This is a genomic window from Bacteroides sp. AM07-18 (genome assembly GCF_003602695.1).
Lineage (GTDB): Bacteria > Bacteroidota > Bacteroidia > Bacteroidales > Bacteroidaceae > Bacteroides > Bacteroides uniformis.
Genome location: NZ_QTLM01000010.1, coordinates 77,105 through 93,964 on the forward strand (window position 1 = coordinate 77,105; position 16,860 = coordinate 93,964).

Sequence of the window (16,860 nt, forward strand, 5' to 3'; positions counted from 1 at the left end):
TGCCACCTAAAGGGGATTCAAGGCTACTTTTGCAGCATAATTTTAAAAGAACCATGAAAATGAATTTTATGAAAAGAGCCGGCTTCGTGCTGACTTGTGCAACCATGCTTGCAAACTTGTGTGCCGCCCAGAACACAGAGCGCACACCTCAAGGAATGAAATGCACCACACAAGGAATGGACATCCGTGTGGAATTCTATTCGCCTTCCATTGTGCGGGTTTACAAAACTCCCGAAGGCAAACCCTACAACAAAGAAAGTCTGGTAGTGGTCAAATCACCCGAAACGGTCAAAGTGGACTTTTCGGAGGAAGCAGGACAAACCGTGCTGAAATCTTCTATATTGAAAGTTCTTGTCAATCCGGCAACCGGAGGCATCAGTTTCCATACCATCGCCGGCAACGAGCTGCTGAAAGACAAGGACTACGGCACCTCTTTTGCCGATAAGAATGATGCCGGCACTCCCTCCTATCAAGTAAGGGGCTCTTTCCTATTGGATAAAGACGAACCCATCTACGGAGTAGGACAAGTGATGGACGGCAAATTCAACCGCCGCAACTCCATGCACCACATGCAGAACGAGAACATGTTCACCTATTCTCCTTATTTCATGTCGCCCGTGAAAGGCTATGCCGTATATTGGGACAACTACTCCATTTCAGAATTCATGGATACTCCGCAGGAACTCGCTTTCCAGAGCCTGGGACACTGTGCGGACTATTATTTCATGTATGGCGGAAACGCCGACGGCATCATCGCCCAGGTGCGCGACTTGACGGGACACTCCCCCATGCTTCCACTGTGGGCATACGGTTTCTTCCAAAGCAAGGAGCGCTATCATACGCAGGAAGAAAGCCTGAATGTCTTGAAGAAGCATCGCGAACTACAAATTCCCATTGACTGTATGATTCAAGACTGGCGCTACTGGCCCGAATATCAGAAGACGGACAGTGCGTGGAACTCACACAGCTTTGACCCTGAACGCTTTCCCAACCCCAAGAAGTGGGCCGACGAAATACACAAGCTGAATGCCAAGCTGATGATTGTGGCATGGCCCGGCTTTGGCACCCACACAGAGCAACGCAAGGAGCTGGATGCCAAAGGCATGATTATCAATTTTGATACCTGGCCTCCACAAAGTGGCGCACGCCCCTACGACGTCTACAATCCCGAAGCAAGGGATATTTATTGGAAATATCTGAATAAAGGCATTTTCAGTTACATCGGCAACGACGGCTGGTGGCTCGATTCTACAGAGCCCGACCATATCAACCGACAAGAATCGGACTATGATCTCCCCACTCACTTGGGATCTTACCGAAGTGTAAAGAACGCCTACTCACTGATGCACAACAGCGGAATAGCCTCGCATCAAAAGGCTTTGAGCAAAGACAAACGCGTTGTCATCCTAACCCGTTCCGGATTTATCGGACAACAACATTACGGCTGCAACACCTGGAGTGGTGACGTGACCTCCACTTGGGACATGCTGGAGAAACAGATTCCTGCCGCACTGAACTACACCTTAATGGGCATTCCGAACTGGAACAGTGACATAGGCGGCTTCTTTGCCGGACGCTGGAACAAGGAGGGAGGAGCCAAGAACCCCAAATACCAGGAACTGTATGTACGCTGGATGCAGTTCGGCACTTTCTGCCCGATGATGCGTTCACATGGTACGGAGTTGCCCCGTGAAATCTGGAACTTCGGCAAGCGTGGCGAGTGGTGTTTCGATGCCCAGGAGAAGATGATTAATCTGCGCTATCACCTTCTGCCCTACATTTACAGCACTTCCTGGGATGTGTCCCACAATGACGGTACATTCATGCGTCCTTTAGTGATGGATTTTGCAGCGGACTCTAAAACACATGAAGTTGGCGGCGAATTTCTTTTCGGACGCTCCCTACTGGTAGCACCGGTCACCCGGCCGGAAGTGACGGAATGGCCGGTTTACCTCCCTCAAGGCGCAGACTGGTGGGACTTCTGGAGTAACGAAAAACAGCAGGGCGGACAGACCTTGAACCGCAGTGTATCGAAAGAGATTCTGCCCGTCTATGTAAAAGCCGGCAGTATCCTGCCGTTCGGTCCCAAAGTACAGTATTCCACCGAAAAGAATTGGGACAATCTGGAGATACGCATCTATCCGGGTGCCGACGGCACATTCACCCTCTACGAGGACGAAAATGACAACTACAACTACGAAAAAGGAGCTTATTCCATCATCCGCTTCCATTGGGACGACAAGGCCCGTCGTCTGACAATAGAAGAGCGAGAAGGTAGTTTTCCGGGTATGCTGAAAAGCCGCAAGTTCAAGGTTGTCCTGGTCGGTCAGGACTCCGGTACGGGAGACCGGCCGATGAAAGGTGGAAAAACAATAAGCTATGCAGGAAAGAAAAAGAGTATAAAGCTGTAACAGTAAAAAGGAGGAACGTGTCAAAACTACCTTACTATTTTTTAGGCGCGGATTACGCAAATTTCAAGAATTCAATTTGCATAGTCCGCGTTATTCCGCGTAATCCGCGCCCAATATTACAGCATAATGAAGTGGTCATATACTTTGCTAAAAAGGAAACAGCAACGGCAACACAAATACCATCACCACTCCCATAATAATCTGCAACGGGAGCCCCACTTTTATATAATCCATGAATGTATATTGTCCTGCCGGCATCACCAGTGCATTGGGCGGTGTAGAGAACGGAGAAGCGAAACACATGCTTGCCGCAACCGTCACGGCAAACAAGAACGGAACGGGACTTACTCCAATCTGAATCGCACTTTGAAGAGCAATAGGGGCCATCAGCACTGCCGTCACCGTATTGCTGATGAACATGGTCATCAATGAAGTGGTGAAATAGATACCTGCCATCAACACAATAGGACCATAACTGCCCAATCCGCTCACAAGACTGTTGGATATATATTCCGAGGCACCGGTTTTTTCGAGTGCAAGAGACATGGGGAGCATGGCTGCAAAGAGTACAATTGTTTCCCAGTTTATCGTTTTATAGGCGGCTTCCACATTCCTGAAACATCCCGTCAGCACCATCAGCAAGCCGGCAATCATCACCGCTGTCACCGGGGCCACGGGAATAAAGTCGAAGACCATCATGGCAACCATCAGCACCATGATAGCGGCAGCTATGGGCGCTTTATAATCCAGCGTCACTTTGGCGGCTTCTGCCAAAGGCTGCCCCAATACCACCCAATCGGAATCTTCCCTGCTTATCCGTGCGATGTCCTGCCACGCACCCTGCACCAGCAAAACATCGCCACTATGCATACGCTCACGTCCCAATTCACGTAATATATATTCCTTCTTACGACGGATGCCCAATACATTTACATTAAATTTATCACGGAACCCCGCTTCCTTCACCGTCCGGTTCACAATATTGGAAGAGGGCATCAACACGATTTCGGCAATTCCGATGTCATAAAAGTCAAGGGACTTGTCGGCTTTGGAGGCTTCTTCAGTGGTATGCCCGTCGAGCATTTCCATTAAAAAGTCTTCAGCAAAACGATTTACGTTCGATACCTCTCCCGTAATATAAAGCACGTCGCCCACCCAAATAGTCGTATCGGGTGATGCCAATTTCTGGGTAATAGTTTTCAGGAATCTATGTTGGGAAGAGTCTACACGCCGTACTTCAATGATATTCAGACCATACTTGCGGCGTACATCCAGGTCTATGATGGTTTTTCCTATCAGACGGGAATCATTGACAGCCCTCAAACGGAACAGGTTGCTGGAAAGTCCGTACTCCTGTACCAGTTGGTCCAATGATTTACCCGACAATGTTCCGTCATTCTTTTTGCCTTTCTTGGAGAGAAACCATTTGGTCAGAGGCATTAAAACCAAAGTTCCCACTATCACGCACACAATGCCCACCGGCAAGAAGGAGAAGAAAGACAGCGGTTCAAAGCCCGCTCCCGTCAATGTATTCTGAATGACCAAGTTAGGAGGCGTACCGATAAGTGTCATCATACCGCCCATACTGCTGGCAAAAGCCAAAGGCATCAATAGACGGCTGGGATTCATTCCGGCACTCAGCGCCAAGCTCACCACGATAGGCAGCATCAAAGCCACCGTTCCCGTATTGCTCACAAAAGCACCAATGGCAGAGGTAACCAGCATCACCAGCAAGAAGAGTTTCAGTTCGCTCTTGCCCGCCAGCTTTAAAATGCGCGAACTTATCATTTTAGCCAGCCCGGTCTGAAAAATGGCGCCGCCCACAACGAACAAGCCCACCATCATAATCACCACCGAGTTGGAGAAGCCGGAAAGGGCCTCTTCAGGAGTAAGAATCTGAAATATCAATAAACCAATCAGCGCACAAAGCGCCACAATGTCCGAACGGACTTTGCCTGCTACAAAAAAGGCAGCGGAGAGAACAAGGATAATAAGGGTAATCAGCATAAATATGTATATTAAGAATGCACAAATTTAAGCAGAATAAATCTCTCCACCAACAAAAGTAAATTGTTATTAATTCCTTTCCCGCCGGATGAACCAATCTTTGGCTAGTATGTTGTCTCATCAGAATTGATTCTAACTTTAACTATTAAAAACTGACTTGATTATGAAATGTAAAGATTCTAATTTCTGGATCGGACTGGGAATAGGTTCGGTTGCCGGTGCATTGGCCTACCACTTCTCCCGTACGGAGAAAGCTAAAAAGCTGGAAGATGCCATATGCCGTGCCATCCACAAAGCAAATGGCGAAGCCAAGGAGTTCATCAACACTGCTGAAGAAGAAGCATTGCACGTTGGCACCAAAGTAGCAGACAAGATGGCCCATGAGGCCCATGAGGCCGCAGAGAAAGCTGACAATCTGAAAAACAAGGTTCACAATTTTGCCGATGCTAAGAAATAAAACAAGCACTTGGAAACTTCTGAAGGGGTGTGTCAAAATTCACCACAGATTACACGGATTAACACAGAATGAGCTTAATCTACTGATAATCAAAGATGCTTATCTGTGCAAATCTGTGTAATCTGTGGTGAATACCAGTTTCGACACACCCTCTTTGCATATCGACCCATCAGTTCTGCAGACTGCGCCGATTCAAAATATCATTCATATGCTCCAATGCCCATCCTACCAAAGATTCAATATGCGGCATCAGGCTACATCCGATTTCTGTAAGGTTATACTCCACACGGGGAGGAACTTCCGCATAGACTTTCCTAACAATCAGCCCGTCCGTCTCCAATGAACGCAATGTAACCGTCAGCATCCGCTGGGAAATATCCCCTATGGTTTTCTGTATATCGCAAAAACGCATCGTTCCATTCGCTTTCAGTGTGACCAGCACAAGCATTGTCCATTTGTCTCCCAACCTGCTCAGTACATCCCGTACCGGACAAGCATCCATACGATGAAAATTTTCCATTCCTTTATTTTACCAATCAGTTCAACCTCAGCAATGGCGACTCTATGCTTAGTGTCCGGCATTGCACCACAAAAGTAATAAACTTACTCAAAATAACTATCGTTTCATACGATAATTAAAACATTCTTTATACTCGTAAATGCATCTGCCTCATCCGGATTATTTGTATTTTTGCAACATCGTTTCCTATTCATATGTAACTGCAAGACTCTTATGAACGTAAAAATAGAAGAAAGCTGGAGAAAACGCCTACAAGAGGAGTTTGACAAACCTTATTTTGAGAAGCTGGTAGCATTTGTAAAAAGTGAGTATGGACATGCCAACGTGCTACCTCCCGGCCATCAAATTTTCCACGTCTTCAACTCTTGCCCGTTCGAGAAAGTGAAAGTCGTCATACTCGGACAAGACCCTTATCCTAATCCCGGTCAGTATTATGGAGTCTGCTTTTCCGTACCGAAAGGAGTAGCCATTCCCGGTTCTCTGGCAAACATATTCAAGGAAATACATCAGGACCTGGGAAAGCCCATTCCGACTTCCGGAAATCTGGACCGTTGGGTAGCGCAAGGCGTGTTTCCTATGAATTCCGTCCTCACAGTACGTGCCCACGAAACCGGCTCGCACCGGAACATGGGATGGGAAATCTTCACAGACGCTGTTATCAAGAAACTGAGTGATGAACGGGAGAATCTTGTATTCATGCTTTGGGGAGCGTACGCCAAAGAAAAAGCCGCTTTAATCAATAGCAGCAGACACTTGATTCTGACTACCGTCCATCCGTCCCCACGTTCTGCCGAATACGGATTCTTCGGTTGCAGGCACTTCAGTAAAGCCAACGATTTCTTACGGAGCAGAGGGATACAAGAAATTGACTGGTAACACGCTACAATACTCCGCTGACTCCGCTTCCAAACAAAGCAAAGTCCCCCAGGCACGGGTCGTCCGGAAAGGCCTCTGCCAGAGCTTCAGTAATCCGGCGGGCATTCTTCAAAGAAAATGTTTCTGTCTCGGTGAGTCCCAAAGCATAGGCCACACGGCAGACATGCGTGTCCAAAGGCACAATCAGGTCCCTGCAATCAAATCTCTCCCAAATACCAAAATCCACTTCCGGACCTTTCCTTATCATCCAGCGCAAAAACATGTTCAGTTTCTTTTGGGGGCTCTTTGCCGAGACTTCCAAAAATGCACATAACCTTTCCATCGGATTACCGGCATACGTACATAAGGCATCCTCCAGACTGTCAAAAGCAGAATAGGCAGCATGCAAACGCCTGAAATAGGAATGAAAGTCAGCATAAGAAAGCATTCGGTAAAAACAGCTTCTGTCCGTAGCAGGGAAGTCATTCTTCCATCGGCAGGACAACACGTATTGATGAGGTGATACCCCCATCAACCTATGCAACTCTTCAGCCTTTTTCAATATCTGTTTACGGTTGCCGAAACTCATGATGGCAGTCAGCAGCCCACTGATTTCAATATCCTGCTTCCGTTCATAGCGATGTGGAAACTGTACGGGGTCGTTCTGAATGAAGCCGGCGCAATGATAGGCCGCCGCCCACTCCCAAAGTTGTCTTTTAATCTCCTCGGTCATCTGCAAGCATTTGTTTTTTCATCTGAAATGCAAAGATATTGCAAATCGAATGCAAAACTTTCATGCTTGCACGAAAAAGTTGTGCCGGGATATAGCTTATCTTATTTAAAGATATTGCATTTATAGCAACATCGGACAAGTAACCTATTTCTTTTCCTCCTATTTTTGCAACATGAAAAAGCCCAATAGAGCCATGCAGCAGAAAAAGACAACCCAGGAGGAATACCAAAAGTGTGTGAACGCAGTAGTGGATTATATAAATCTGCACCTCGGAGAAGAAATTGACCTGAAATCTTTGGCCAGGATTTCCCATTTCTCTCCCTTCTACTTCCACCGCATCATGAAAGCTTTCCTGGGTGAACCCGTCGGTACGTTCATTGTCCGGACGCGTACCGAAGCCGCTGCCCGGTTGCTTCGTTACTCGGACATGCCGATAGCGGACATAGCCTACCGTATAGGCTACTCTTCGCCTTCGTCACTGTCGAAAGTATTCAAGCAGTTCTACGGCATTTCACCATTAGAATACCGTAACAATAAAAACTTTGTAATTATGAAACCAGCCATTATTCGTCCGGAACTGGAACTGAAACACGAAATCAAAGAAGTTCCTGCCAGAAATGTGATTTACATCCGCCTCTTTGGCGACTATAAACTGAACGACTATTGCAGCGCATGGATGCGCCTTTGCCAGTTCATCCAGGAAGAAAAACTGCCTATGGGAGAAGTGATGCCCTACTGTATCTATCACGATGACCCCAAAGTGACGCCCGCTGAAAAGCTGCGTACCGATGTATGTATAGTCCTACCCTCATCTGCAACGGCCAAAGGAGACATAGGATTTAAACAGCTCGCGGCAGGCCGCTATGCCATATTCCTATACAAAGGTCCATACGAACATCTGCAGGCCGTATACGATACCATCTACGGGAAGTATATCCCCGAAATGGAATGTAGCTTACGGGATGAGTCCAGTGCGGAACGTTACTTGAACAACCCCGCAGATACGGCGCCGGAGGAACTGTTGACAGAGATTTATATTCCGGTAGAGTAGGCAAACTGTTCTGCCGGAGCCATCAGGATTTCTCCCCGGAAGAGTTTAGGAACCGGGCAGCGAACAAGTATTCGTTCCTCCATGGAGTAAAAATCGTTCCACCATGGTGGAACGATTTTTACTCCGCGGTGGAATGATTTTTACCTCATGATGGAACGAATAAATATTAGGCAAGCCGGTCGATACTATATTAGATACCCATATCTATACTGTATTGTAAAAAAGGGACACTCCCTTGTCTGTATGCTTGTTTTTATTCATTAATTTTGCACGACGCAATGCGAATCAAGCAATTGACGCAAACAGATAATTTTAAAATCTCCATTAAAATCAAGATAAAAGATGCAAAATGTTTCCATAAAAGGGTTTATATATGCGGCTCTCTCCTCTGCCACCTTCGGGCTGGCTCCTTTTTTCACCATTTCATTACTCCTTGCGGGCTTCTCCTCTTTCGAAGTATTGGCCTACCGATGGGGAATAGCTTCACTTGCCTTGGTCGTTTTCGGCATTATGCTGGGCGAGACATTCCGCATCAGCAGGAAAGACTGGGGAACGGTGTTCATCCTCAGCCTGCTCCGGGCAGCTACCTCCTTCAGTCTGGTCATCGCCTATCAGAACATAGCCAGCGGAGTGGCATCCACCATTCATTTCATGTATCCGCTGGCCGTGGCACTGGCCATGATGGGCTTTTTCGGAGAAAAGAGGTCATTCGCCATTCTGTTTGCCGTGTTGGTGTCACTAAGCGGAGCTGGACTTTTGTCATCCGGCAAAATAGACTTTGAAGGAGGAAACACGACCATCGGGCTGATTGCTGCCGGTCTGTCCGTATTCTTTTATGGAGGATATATCGTAGGAGTAAGGAAGAGCCGTGCCGTGCAGATTCCCTCCACTGCATTGACATGCTACGTAATGGGGCTGGGAGCCTTGTTCTTTATTATAGGAGGATATCTGACCGGAGGCATCCGGCTGGCCAATGATACCCACACATGGCTGAATATTCTCGGACTGGCGCTGCCGGCAACAGCTATATCCAACATCACCCTGGTAAAAGCCATTAAATACATAGGGCCTACACTGACTTCCATTTTCGGGGCCTTGGAACCTCTGACAGCCGTAGTTATCGGTTGCCTGATATTCAATGAAAGCTTCACACCGGCCAGCGCCATCGGCATGGCGCTGATAATAACGGCCGTTACAGTCGTGGTGGTACACGAAAAGAAAAAGGAGAGTGAGAGTTGATTGTCCTTATTTCGCCTTTTTATAATCCGTGATGAAACCCTCCATCATCCACTTGGCCAAGGCCTGGCGGTTCGAACTGATTACAAAACGGCGCTGGTCAAAAGTGTTCTGGATATTTCCCAATTCCACGAATACGGAAGCGGGAGAAGTATTGGCTAACACATAAAGATTGCGTGCGCTGACAGTTCCGGTAAACCCACGGTTGGGCTGGTGCTTGTCATATTTCGATTCGAAAGTTTTCTTCATGGTCTTAGCCAGACGCTTGCTGTCGGGCTTGCTTTTAGAGTGGTAAAAGAACACATCGGTCTGATGGCTCTTACTGCGACTGTCCACATGAAGAAAAATGGCACGGCAATATTTATAGTTCTTGCGGTCCTTCTTGTAAAACTCATTGATTTTGGCGCAACGTTGCCGGAGACGTGCCACTTGGTTCAAGGGTATGGGAGCTCCCATGCACGTCTCACGTTTGCTGTTGGAAAGGTACTTGTCATCACGGATTCCGTCTTTAGCATCCTGGATAATGATACGGACTTCCGCCCCCTCTTGCATCAAGTTACGGGCAAGGCGCAAAGCCACATCATACGCATACTCATCTTCATGCAGTTCTATTTTGCCGATTCTGCCGATAGCTCCGGGGTCGGGGCCTCCATGCCCGCTCACTACATAAAAACAAGCGCCCTGCAAACGGTTGGATGTCACTTTTACACTGGCAAGCGCTTTCCCGAACAAAGGTTCATTGATTGTCTTCTTCCCATTGCCAACCGGCTTTGATAATGGGGGCAGTACATACTTCACTCCCAGCCGCAATTCCTCCTTCCCTTTAAGAAGTTTCTTGTTCAGCTCCAAAAACTCCTTATAATAGGCTCTCCCCGGGCGCTTGTTACGTTCCAGGAAAACAGAGATTCCTTCTCCACGTCTCGGACTATCCCGCTCTTCCTGAGCCGAAGCATTAAAAGCAAACAAAGTACAAAAGAGGATGGTCAGTAAACAAAATATGCGTTTCATATTCCAATTATTCATCATTTATTCGGTTCGCTACAAATTTCCAGCCGCTAATTTATAGCATTTTACCATACTTAAGCACAAAATTATAATTTTTTCCCTACTTTTGCGACAACTTACGCGATAATAGATAAGAAACTTTTAAAACAGATAACATTATGGCAAAGCAATTCAAGCCGGAGACGCTGTGCGTACAAGCCGGATGGACTCCTAAAAAGGGCGAGCCCCGTGTACTCCCCATCTATCAAAGTACAACTTTCAAATATGATACCAGCGAACAGATGGCACGCTTGTTCGACCTTGAAGACAGCGGCTATTTCTATACCCGCCTGCAGAACCCTACGAACGATGCTGTAGCCGCCAAGATTGCCGCCCTCGAAGGTGGTGTGGCCGCTATGCTGACATCCAGCGGACAAGCAGCCAACTTCTATGCCATTTTCAATATCTGCCAGGCAGGAGACCATTTTGTTTGCTCCTCTACCATCTATGGCGGAACATTCAACCTCTTCGGAGTAACTTTGAAGAAATTGGGCATCGACGTCACTTTCGTCAACCCGGATGCCAGCGAGGAAGAAATTTCCGCTGCTTTCCGCCCCAATACCAAGGCCCTATTCGGCGAAACCATCTCCAACCCTACGCTCGAAGTGCTCGATATAGAGAAGTTTGCCCGCATTGCCCACAGCCACGGCGTGCCCTTGATTGTGGACAACACCTTCCCTACCCCTATCAACTGCCGCCCGTTTGAGTGGGGTGCCGACATCGTAGTACACTCTACCACCAAATACATGGACGGACATGCCACCAGCGTAGGTGGAGCCATTGTAGACAGCGGTAACTTCGATTGGGATGCACACGCCGACAAATTCCCCGGACTGTGCACACCGGACGAGTCTTACCACGGACTGACTTATACGAAAGCCTTCGGCAAAATGGCTTACATCACCAAGGCTACAGCCCAACTGATGCGCGACCTGGGCAGCATCCAGTCTCCACAAAACGCATTCCTACTGAACCTGGGTCTGGAAACACTGCACCTGCGTATGCCCCAACATTGCAAGAATGCACAAGCGGTAGCCGAGTATCTTGCCCAGAACGACAAAGTGGCTTGGGTGAATTATTGTGGTCTGCCGGGCGACAAATACTACGAGCAGGCACAGAAGTACATGCCGAACGGCTCTTGCGGCGTTGTCACCTTCGGCTTGAAGGGCGGACGGGAAGAGTCTATCAAGTTTATGGATTCACTGAAACTGGCAGCCATCGTGACTCATGTGGCCGATGCACGTACTTGCGTGCTGCACCCAGCCAGCCATACACACCGCCAGTTGACAGACGAGCAACTGATGGAGGCAGGTGTACGCCCCGACCTGATTCGCTTCTCGGTAGGTATAGAGAATGCAGAGGATATTATTGCGGATATAGAACAAGCGCTGAACGCTTGATAAGGATAGAAATTTTAAAACTTTCTTGATATTTTTTTAGGTGCGAATTACGCGGATTTCACGGATTTAGTCCATTACATCCACGTAATTCGCGCCTAAATATTACAACAATTATTTTACCTGCCACGTTATCGGCAAACTTTCCTTTCCTTGATAGAATGTCTTTACCTTCAATACCGAAGCATCGCATTTCACCGGCTCCTGCCACAAAGCAGACTGGGCAGTAGGTTCCGACCCATCAGTCGTATAACGTATCTCAGCCCCATCAATGGCCACATTAGCAAACAGATTTCCCTCTTCTATCCATAAACCCGGCTGAGGCAAGCGGAAGTTAATCCCATGCTTTGCCCAATAAGGCATTTCACTCTTGCTGATTTTCTCATAATAAAGTGCCAAAGCCTGATTGAAAGCCTGCTCCTCCCGTATACCGGATAAATTTTCCCATGCCGGATGGGCATTCCAGCCACGTTCTGCCAGCCCTAATATTTTTGGGAAAAGAAGATATTCCACGCCATCAAAACTACGGATAGTTTCGGCAAACAATTGCCCTTGTACACCCATAATATGCTTCTTGCCTATCTCTGTCAAAGCAGTCTTCCCCTTTTCCGCATTATTCAAATCAATGGGATTGCCTGCCATATCCACACGCAGCGAACGATAAATGCTGAAAGGAAGCATAGAGAAAGAGACAGACTCATCCACATAACCTCCCCAATCGAGTCCACGCTCGTCCGGATGACCATTGTAAGCCATATCCATATAGAAATTGCCCACGTTGCAAAGGATGACCGGGTAACCGTTATTGGCTGTCTGATAAACCACTTCATCAGAGCCCGGTACAGTATTCCAGCAATACACACCGGCAGCCTGGCCCCTCAACTGTTGATGAGCCTCTTCAGTATGCCCCAAAGCAACTTCCTGCCAACCACTGAATTTCAGTCCGTTCTTCTGCATCACATCCGCCATTTGCGTAATGAAATACTCCGACAAATCATGAGCTTTCGTCATGCCTTTTTCCTTCATCAGTTCCTGGCATTTCGGGGAGCCCATCCACACACCGCGAGGCACTTCGTCACCACCCAAATGCACTGTGTACAGTGAAAGACCAGCTTCCTGATACATCGCATTAAGTTCCTGAATCACCTTCTCCATAAAACGGTAGGTAGAAGGCAAGGCGACATTCATCACATTGTCCGTATAATATTGTACAGAAACATAACGTGAAGTATCTTCCGGTTCACTCAATATATATTCTGTAGCTTTCCCCGGATCAGTTTCAAAATATTTGTTATAGCGTGCCTTCATGGAGACAATGGCAGCGCGGGCATGCCCCGGAGATTCTATTTCCGGAACAATGCGGACATGTCTTTCGGCAGCATACTTCAGCAAATCAATAAATTCCTCGCGGCTATAATATCCATTGCCTACAGTCTTTGCATCAGGGTCATAGCCACCGTCATAACATGGGTAGAGGCACTGGCTTTCGTCAGTGGTATGCCCGCGACGGCTACCCACAGCAGTCAGTTCCTCCAAACCGGGAATCTCCAAACGCCAGGCTTCATCATCACAAAAATGGAAATGCAGGACATTCAATTTATAAGATGCAAAAATATCCACCAGTTTCTTCAAGTTCTCCGGAGCGGTGAAATTACGGGCAATATCTATCATTTGTCCACGATATGCCAAGTCCGGATAATCCCGAATGGAGACTGCCTCCAGCAAATAAGGTGTCTGCTTGCCCTTCAACATTGACAAAAGTGTCTGTGTACCATTAAAAATGCCATGAGGAGTGGCAGCACTGATTTTTATCAGGTTGTCACCTATATTGATAGTATAATATTCATCATTTACGGCCTCCTTCCTATCAAGCAGTTCTTCCAGCACAATCTTCACGGAAGCATTTCCGACAACTTCCAAACCATACAAACCAGTCAGTTTCTCTTTCAGCAACTTGGCTTCACCGGCAAAGTTCTCCGGAAATGCCAAAGCTACCTTACCTTCCAATACGACATTATCGCCTTCAATGGCTACCACTTTCTTTACAGACGGAAGAATGTCTGACTGCACCAAAGCAGGAGCACCAGCCAAGCGAAGATTGGATTCATAAATCTTAGTCGCATCCGGATAGCCGCTCATTGACTCGGGAGAAGGAAGCGGCAGCGCCTTCAAAGCCACGGGCAACGGACTGCCCTCTTTACCATCCACAGTCTCCACCCAATAAGTTCCTTCCGGTACATGGGAGTTCCGGTCCAGCTTGTAAGTACAAAGGAAAGTGATCCGCATGGAATCACCGGGAGCCAGCGGAGCAAATTCGTCTGTCGGATACATTTTGAAAAAATTACCGTTCACTACCTCTACCTTCACTTCAGAGGCTCCTTCCTGCTTCACCCCTCGGGGAAGCTGTGAATAGTAAATCGTCCAGTTCTTTTTTAGAGGTTTTTGAGAGATATTCTTGAGAATAAAGGTATTCTCATAATATCCGGGTTCGATGTCACTTGCACCCATTTCCCAGGTCAGAGCAACCGGTGCCTTAGGTTCATTACTCGTTTTACATCCAGCAAATAGTGCCATTACACAAAATAATAATCCTGCCAGAGGAAGTTTCAAAATTCTCATGCAACTCATGTGTTAAGTTAATAAATGGGGGTAATTTCTAAAATCTGATGCCAAAAATAAGCATTTTAAGCTAATTAACTGATAAAAGTAATAGATTTTATTGACAGCGAGCTACAATTTAGAACTTTTATACCTACATTTGCAGCCAAATTATAACCAATTTAACTATTCTACCATGGCTAAAATAACCAAAGAAGCAGCCTTGCTCTACCATTCGCAAGGCAAACCGGGTAAGATTGAAGTAGTACCCACCAAGCCTTACAGTACACAAACCGATCTTTCTCTCGCCTACTCTCCGGGCGTTGCAGAACCGTGCCTCGAAATTGAGAAAAACCCGCAAGATGCATATAAATATACAGCAAAAGGCAATCTGGTAGCTGTCATCTCCAACGGAACCGCCGTGCTCGGCCTGGGCGATATTGGCGCCCTCAGCGGCAAACCCGTCATGGAGGGTAAAGGTCTGTTGTTCAAAATTTATGCAGGTATCGACGTATTCGACATCGAAGTAAATGAAAAAGACCCCGACAAGTTCATCGAAGCTGTCAAGGCTATTGCCCCAACATTCGGAGGTATCAACTTGGAAGACATCAAAGCACCCGAATGTTTCGAAATAGAACGCCGCCTGAAAGAGGAATTGGACATCCCCGTGATGCACGACGACCAGCACGGCACCGCCATCATCTCCAGCGCAGGATTGCTGAACGCCCTGGAAGTGGCAGGCAAGAAGATAGAGGAAGTGAAAATCGTCGTAAACGGTGCCGGGGCTTCCGCCACCTCATGTACCAAACTGTATGAAGCGCTCGGTGCACGCCGTGAGAATATCCTGATGCTGGACAGTAAGGGAGTCATCACCAGCGACCGCGAGAATCTGACCGAGCAGAAACGTTACTTTGCCACCGACCGTCGCGACGTACATACACTGGCAGAAGCCATCAAAGGTGCCGATGTATTCCTTGGACTGTCAAAAGGTAATGTGTTGACCCAGGACATGGTTCGCAGCATGGCAGACCATCCCATCGTGTTTGCCCTTGCCAACCCTACTCCGGAAATCTCTTACGAAGACGCCATGGCAGCACGTCCGGACGTACTGATGTCCACCGGTCGTTCCGACTATCCTAACCAGATTAATAATGTAATCGGTTTCCCCTACATCTTCCGCGGCGCCCTCGACACGCAGGCAAAAGCCATCAACGAAGCCATGAAAATTGCTGCCGTGCACGCCATTGCCAACCTTGCCAAGCAGCCCGTGCCCGATGTTGTGAATGAAGCATACCATGTAAACAACTTCACCTTCGGTCCCGAATACTTCATCCCGAAACCGGTTGACCCGCGCCTCATCACCGAAGTGTCCTGCGCTGTGGCCAAAGCTGCCATGGAAAGCGGTGTAGCTCGCAAAGACATCGAAGACTGGGATGCCTACCGCCTGCAACTGCGCGAGCTGATGGGTTACGAAAGCAAACTGACCCGCCAACTCTACGACACCGCCCGCCGCAACCCACAACGTGTGGTATTTGCCGAAGGCATCCACCCCAATATGCTGAAAGCTGCTGTGGAAGCCAAGGCTGAAGGTATCTGCCATCCTATTATATTGGGCAACGACGAAGCCATCGAGAAGCTGGCAAAAGAACTCGACCTTAGCCTTGAAGGTATCGAGATAGTAAATCTGCGTCATCCGGATGAAGCGCCGCGCCGTGAACGCTATGCCCGCATCCTATCTGAAAAACGTGCCCGCGAAGGAGCCACTTACGAAGAAGCCAACGACAAAATGTTCGAACGTAACTACTTCGGTATGATGATGGTGGAGACGGGTGAAGCAGACGCTTTCATCACAGGTCTTTACACCAAATACAGCAATACCATCAAGGTTGCCAAGGAAGTCATCGGCATCCGTCCGGAATACAAGCATTTCGGCACCATGCATATTCTGAACTCCAAGAAAGGCACATACTTCCTGGCAGATACGCTGATTAACCGTCATCCCAATGCCGAAACGCTGATTGACATTGCCAAGCTGTCGGAATATACCGTCCGCTTCTTCAATCATACACCGGTAATGGCCATGTTGAGTTACTCCAACTTCGGTGCGGATAAGGAAGGAAGTCCGGTAAGTGTACACGAAGCAGTGGATTATATGCAACAAAACTATCCTGACCTTGCCATTGACGGAGAAATGCAGGTGAATTTCGCCATGAACCGCGAAATGCGTGATGCCAAGTATCCGTTTACGCGCTTGAAAGGAAAAGACGTAAACACACTGATTTTCCCGAACTTGAGTTCTGCAAACTCTGCTTACAAGCTGCTGCAGGCGATGGATACGGACTCCGAACTGATTGGTCCTATCCAAATGGGGCTGAACAAGCCTATCCACTTCACCGATTTTGAAAGCTCCGTGCGAGATATCGTGAATATCACCGCAGTGGCAGTTATCGATGCTATCGTAGACAAAAAGAAAGCAGCCAAATGAAACGACCGTTATCAAAATTCCAAATAGTTTGCATTATGCTGCTTTGGGCAGCACTTTGCTACATTG

12 protein-coding genes are annotated in these 16,860 nt (G+C 47.6%); 7 read left to right on the top strand and 5 right to left on the bottom strand.

What is annotated here, in order from left to right:
• The first annotated feature begins 59 nt into the window (after positions 1 to 59).
• Positions 60 to 2,411, top strand: coding sequence for a TIM-barrel domain-containing protein (locus DW096_RS12875; protein ID WP_199711489.1), 2,352 nt, complete (start codon positions 60 to 62; stop codon positions 2,409 to 2,411).
• 147 nt (positions 2,412 to 2,558) lie between these two features.
• On the opposite strand, the gene DW096_RS12880 is transcribed toward DW096_RS12875, so the two are convergent.
• On the bottom strand, positions 2,559 to 4,418 hold the full coding sequence (locus DW096_RS12880) for an SLC13 family permease (protein ID WP_005832990.1): 1,860 nt from the start codon (positions 4,416 to 4,418) through the stop codon (positions 2,559 to 2,561).
• A 163-nt stretch (positions 4,419 to 4,581) separates the two neighbouring features.
• On the opposite strand from DW096_RS12880, the gene DW096_RS12885 reads away from it, so the two are divergent.
• Positions 4,582 to 4,875 (top strand): YtxH domain-containing protein, encoded by a 294-nt coding sequence (locus DW096_RS12885; protein WP_005826938.1) that lies wholly within the window; start codon positions 4,582 to 4,584, stop codon positions 4,873 to 4,875.
• A 169-nt stretch (positions 4,876 to 5,044) separates the two neighbouring features.
• Here DW096_RS12885 and DW096_RS12890 read toward each other — a convergent pair whose 3' ends face one another.
• Positions 5,045 to 5,395 carry a helix-turn-helix domain-containing protein gene (locus DW096_RS12890; RefSeq protein ID WP_005832992.1) on the bottom strand — a complete coding sequence of 117 codons (351 nt, stop codon included), beginning with the start codon at positions 5,393 to 5,395 and terminating at the stop codon, positions 5,045 to 5,047.
• 213 nt (positions 5,396 to 5,608) lie between these two features.
• On the opposite strand from DW096_RS12890, the gene ung reads away from it, so the two are divergent.
• Positions 5,609 to 6,271, top strand: coding sequence for a uracil-DNA glycosylase (gene ung / locus DW096_RS12895; protein WP_005826944.1), 663 nt, complete (start codon positions 5,609 to 5,611; stop codon positions 6,269 to 6,271).
• Positions 6,272 to 6,275: 4 nt separating this feature from the next.
• Here the strand turns inward: ung and DW096_RS12900 are convergent, their stop codons facing one another.
• Positions 6,276 to 6,983, bottom strand: coding sequence for a TIGR02757 family protein (locus DW096_RS12900; protein WP_005826947.1), 708 nt, complete (start codon positions 6,981 to 6,983; stop codon positions 6,276 to 6,278).
• 193 nt (positions 6,984 to 7,176) lie between these two features.
• On the opposite strand from DW096_RS12900, the gene DW096_RS12910 reads away from it, so the two are divergent.
• Both DW096_RS12910 and DW096_RS12915 read left to right on the top strand, forming a co-directional pair.
• Complete coding sequence (locus tag DW096_RS12910; RefSeq protein WP_008665173.1) at positions 7,177 to 8,034, top strand: GyrI-like domain-containing protein; 858 nt, start codon at positions 7,177 to 7,179, stop codon at positions 8,032 to 8,034.
• A gap of 342 nt (positions 8,035 to 8,376) precedes the next feature.
• The gene (locus tag DW096_RS12915; protein WP_005826953.1) at positions 8,377 to 9,273 is read left to right on the top strand and encodes a DMT family transporter; all 897 of its coding nucleotides are present in this window, start codon (positions 8,377 to 8,379) and stop codon (positions 9,271 to 9,273) included.
• Positions 9,274 to 9,279: 6 nt separating this feature from the next.
• Here DW096_RS12915 and DW096_RS12920 read toward each other — a convergent pair whose 3' ends face one another.
• Entirely contained in the window at positions 9,280 to 10,296 is a 1,017-nt protein-coding gene (locus tag DW096_RS12920; protein ID WP_008665171.1) for an N-acetylmuramoyl-L-alanine amidase, read from the bottom strand.
• A gap of 137 nt (positions 10,297 to 10,433) precedes the next feature.
• Here DW096_RS12920 and DW096_RS12925 point away from each other — a divergent pair, with 137 nt between their 5' ends.
• Positions 10,434 to 11,714: an O-acetylhomoserine aminocarboxypropyltransferase/cysteine synthase family protein gene (locus DW096_RS12925; protein WP_005826957.1), complete on the top strand. Its 1,281-nt coding sequence runs from the start codon at positions 10,434 to 10,436 to the stop codon at positions 11,712 to 11,714.
• 111 nt (positions 11,715 to 11,825) lie between these two features.
• On the opposite strand, the gene DW096_RS12930 is transcribed toward DW096_RS12925, so the two are convergent.
• Positions 11,826 to 14,330 (bottom strand): family 20 glycosylhydrolase, encoded by a 2,505-nt coding sequence (locus tag DW096_RS12930; protein ID WP_005826959.1) that lies wholly within the window; start codon positions 14,328 to 14,330, stop codon positions 11,826 to 11,828.
• 175 nt (positions 14,331 to 14,505) lie between these two features.
• Here DW096_RS12930 and DW096_RS12935 point away from each other — a divergent pair, with 175 nt between their 5' ends.
• Entirely contained in the window at positions 14,506 to 16,794 is a 2,289-nt protein-coding gene (locus tag DW096_RS12935) for an NADP-dependent malic enzyme (protein ID WP_005826960.1), read from the top strand.
• Positions 16,795 to 16,860 lie beyond the last annotated feature (66 nt).

What these genes read in the sequence shown, in the direction of transcription:
- DW096_RS12875 (WP_199711489.1), top strand. Translation starts at nt 60, where the DNA reads ATGAATTTTATGAAAAGAGCCGGCTTCGTGCTGACTTGTGCAACCATG.
- DW096_RS12880 (WP_005832990.1), bottom strand. Translation starts at nt 4,418, where the DNA reads ATGCTGATTACCCTTATTATCCTTGTTCTCTCCGCTGCCTTTTTTGTA.
- DW096_RS12885 (WP_005826938.1), top strand. Translation starts at nt 4,582, where the DNA reads ATGAAATGTAAAGATTCTAATTTCTGGATCGGACTGGGAATAGGTTCG.
- DW096_RS12890 (WP_005832992.1), bottom strand. Translation starts at nt 5,395, where the DNA reads ATGGAAAATTTTCATCGTATGGATGCTTGTCCGGTACGGGATGTACTG.
- ung (WP_005826944.1), top strand. Translation starts at nt 5,609, where the DNA reads ATGAACGTAAAAATAGAAGAAAGCTGGAGAAAACGCCTACAAGAGGAG.
- DW096_RS12900 (WP_005826947.1), bottom strand. Translation starts at nt 6,983, where the DNA reads ATGACCGAGGAGATTAAAAGACAACTTTGGGAGTGGGCGGCGGCCTAT.
- DW096_RS12910 (WP_008665173.1), top strand. Translation starts at nt 7,177, where the DNA reads ATGCAGCAGAAAAAGACAACCCAGGAGGAATACCAAAAGTGTGTGAAC.
- DW096_RS12915 (WP_005826953.1), top strand. Translation starts at nt 8,377, where the DNA reads ATGCAAAATGTTTCCATAAAAGGGTTTATATATGCGGCTCTCTCCTCT.
- DW096_RS12920 (WP_008665171.1), bottom strand. Translation starts at nt 10,296, where the DNA reads ATGATGAATAATTGGAATATGAAACGCATATTTTGTTTACTGACCATC.
- DW096_RS12925 (WP_005826957.1), top strand. Translation starts at nt 10,434, where the DNA reads ATGGCAAAGCAATTCAAGCCGGAGACGCTGTGCGTACAAGCCGGATGG.
- DW096_RS12930 (WP_005826959.1), bottom strand. Translation starts at nt 14,330, where the DNA reads ATGAGAATTTTGAAACTTCCTCTGGCAGGATTATTATTTTGTGTAATG.
- DW096_RS12935 (WP_005826960.1), top strand. Translation starts at nt 14,506, where the DNA reads ATGGCTAAAATAACCAAAGAAGCAGCCTTGCTCTACCATTCGCAAGGC.